This is a genomic window from Candidatus Palibaumannia cicadellinicola (assembly GCF_002855795.1).
In the GTDB taxonomy this organism is placed as follows: Bacteria; Pseudomonadota; Gammaproteobacteria; order Enterobacterales; family Enterobacteriaceae; genus Baumannia; species Baumannia cicadellinicola_C.
This window is the reverse complement of record NZ_NJPO01000099.1, coordinates 1-2,819: the sequence shown is the minus strand read 5'-3', so window position 1 is coordinate 2,819 and position 2,819 is coordinate 1. Positions and strand designations below refer to the sequence as shown.

At 41.3% G+C, this 2,819-nt stretch carries 3 protein-coding genes; 1 reads left to right on the top strand and 2 read right to left on the bottom strand.

Translation table 11 applies throughout. The annotated features are described in order from the left end of the window. Positions 1 to 668 (top strand): NAD(+) synthase (gene nadE / locus CEX73_RS01935; RefSeq protein WP_101626918.1); only part of this gene is annotated, 668 nt, incomplete at its 5' end. Positions 669 to 749: 81 nt separating this feature from the next. On the opposite strand, the gene prmC is transcribed toward nadE, so the two are convergent. Together prmC and prfA are read right to left on the bottom strand one after the other, a co-directional pair. Beyond that, positions 750 to 1,592 (bottom strand): peptide chain release factor N(5)-glutamine methyltransferase, encoded by an 843-nt coding sequence (gene prmC / locus CEX73_RS01930; protein WP_101626917.1) that lies wholly within the window; start codon positions 1,590 to 1,592, stop codon positions 750 to 752. Further along, complete coding sequence (gene prfA / locus CEX73_RS01925) at positions 1,589 to 2,674, bottom strand: peptide chain release factor 1 (RefSeq protein WP_101626916.1); 1,086 nt, start codon at positions 2,672 to 2,674, stop codon at positions 1,589 to 1,591. Before prfA ends, prmC begins: the two co-directional genes overlap by 4 nt. Between the last annotated feature and the right edge of the window lie 145 nt (positions 2,675 to 2,819).

Below are 2,819 nucleotides of genomic sequence, written 5' to 3'. Positions count from 1 at the left end.
CTACTCTCACTGGTAAATTATGCCAACTTGCTATCAAAGAATTACGGTATGAAACTGGAGAAAAACAGTATAAATTTATTGCGGTGCGGCTACCATATGGAAAACAGAAAGACGAAGCAGACTGTAATGATGTAATTACCTTCATCCAGCCTGACGATATAATTATAATAAATATTCAAAATGCCATTCAAGCTAGTGAAGCAACGTTACGTCACGCAGGTTTAACCTTGAGTGATTTTGTCAAGGGCAATGAAAAAGCGCGTGAGCGCATGAAAATACAATATAGTATTGCCGGCATGACTGCTGGATTGGTTGTTGGTACAAATAATGCAGCAGAGGCTATTACTGGCTTTTTCACGAAATATGGTGATGGCGGTACTGATCTTAACCCTTTGTTCCGGCTTAATAAACGTCAAGTAACAGCTTTGTTACAGTACTTTGGTTGTCCAGAACATCTGTATGTTAAAGCACCAACGGCTGATTTAGAAGACGAACGTCCAGCTTTGCCTGATGAATTAGTTCTAGGGGTAACCTATGCGCAAATAGATGATTATTTAGAAGGGAAAACTATCGATGTAGAAGCAGTACTAATAATTGAAGACTGGTATCAGCGAACTCAACATAAACGTAATCTACCTATTACTATTTTCGATAATTTTTGGCGCTAACCTAATAGATTTCTATATTTAGTTAGCAACTAATGGTTTGATAATGTTACTAACATAATATCAATAAATGTAGCATTATAATCATGAATGAACCCATTGTCCTAAACTAACCCGCTCATTGTCGCCATAATCCCGTACAGTAGTTATATGAATGAACCCAGCTTGGGCTAGTAATGCCCGTACTTCTGCTCCTTGTTGCCAACCATGTTCTAGTACTAACCAGCCGCGGTACTGTAAATATTTACCTGAGTCACGGCAGATTGCTGCAATATCTGCTATGCCATGATTGTCAGCAACCAACGCGCTTTTAGGTTCGAAATATATATCTCCCTGATTTAAATGTGAGTCATCAGCATCAATATAGGGTGGATTACTAACAATTAGGCTATAGCGTGTGGCCTGGAATCGCAATGGTTTAAACCAGTTTCCACACAGAAATAGCACGTTTGTTACGCCTAAGCTTACGGCATTATCGTAAGCTAAAGTAATTGCACCTAGATTAATATCTACTCCTGTTAAACGCCAACTGGGTCGTTCCGACGCTAGCGCGAGCATAATAGCACCGGTTCCAGTGCCTAGATCAAGTACTTCAGCTTTAGTTGGTAACATTAGATATAGAGCCTGCTCTACTAAACATTCCGTATCAGGCCTAGGAATTATGGTATCGGTAGATACTCGTAGAGGTAATGACCAAAACTCCCACTCACCGGTTATATAAGCTAGAGGCTCACCTCGTACTCTACGCTTTAATAAATTCTCTAGCTGCGTACAATGAGCCTCATCTAATAAAGTATCTCCGAATGCTAATAGACGGGCTCGTCCTATGCCAGCTACTTGCCCTAGCAACATTTCGGCATCAAGTCTGGGATTTGGTGACGCAGTCAGTCGGTCACTTGCCTGCACAAGCCATTGCTGCCAAGTCATAATGTTATCTCAGATAGCGCAGCGAGCTGATTAGCTTGATGTTCCTGCATAATGGGCTGCAGTAATAGCTCTAGCTTGCCTTCTATCACCTCATCTAGCCGATAGATAGTTAAACCAATCCGGTGATCTGTAATACGTCCTTGCGGAAAGTTATAAGTACGGATCCTATCAGAACGATAACCGCTACCAAGCAAATTACGGCGGATGTCTGACTCTTCTTGTTGCCGACACTGTGCCTCTACTGCGCGTAAGCGTGCGTCTAGCACCGCTAAAGCTTTAGCTTTATTTTTATGCTGAGAACGCTCATCCTGGCACTCTACAACTAACCCAGTTGGCAAATGTGTAATGCGAATAGCAGATTCGGTCGTATTTACGTGCTGTCCCCCAGCACCTGACGAACGAAAAGTGTCAATACGTAGATCGTCAATATTGATTTCAGGTAGTTCAGCCTTTAAAATCTCCGGCATTACTGCTACCGTACAAGAAGAAGTATGGATACGTCCCTGGGATTCAGTTTCTGGTACGCGTTGTACACGGTGACCGCCAGATTCGAATTTCAGCTGACCATAAGCGTTTTGATGAGAGATTTTCACGATAATTTCTTTATAGCCCCCGTGCTGACCGTAACTGGCGCTGACTATTTCTACTTTCCAACGGCGTATTTCAGCGTAACGACTATACATACGAAATAAATCACCAGCGAATAATGCTGCTTCATCTCCGCCTGTACCGGCGCGTACTTCCAGAAAACACCCCCGTTCATCGTTTGGATCTTTTGGTAATAGCAAAACCTGTAACTGTTGTTCTAGTGGTACTAGGAATGTATGTAACTCATTTAGTTCTTCTTGTGCCATTTCACGCATTTCATCGTCTTCAAGCATCTGCCAGATTGTGTCGATATTTTCTTGCACCTGCTGCCAACGTTGGAAACAGGAGGTAATATTAGCTAGTTGCGCATACTCTTTGGATAAGACACGAAAACGTTCCCTATCGGTAACTATTTCCGGGTTACCTAGTAGTCTTTCCACTTCGTCATAACGCTCTTGCAACGCTTTTAACTTGGTAATTATAGAATATTTCATACCTAGTTGTTTATTTGATTAATATTGAGTGCGCTAAACTAAAATAAAAGTAGATACGATTTGCATGCACTAATTAACTATTAAGATGATATTAACCATAACCCTATCATAAATAAAAAGTAGCTTAGCTTATAGAGAATGAAAG

Excerpts from the sequence above, each read along its gene's own strand:
- prfA (WP_101626916.1), bottom strand. The coding sequence starts at position 2,674 with ATGAAATATTCTATAATTACCAAGTTAAAAGCGTTGCAAGAGCGTTAT.
- prmC (WP_101626917.1), bottom strand. The coding sequence starts at position 1,592 with ATGACTTGGCAGCAATGGCTTGTGCAGGCAAGTGACCGACTGACTGCG.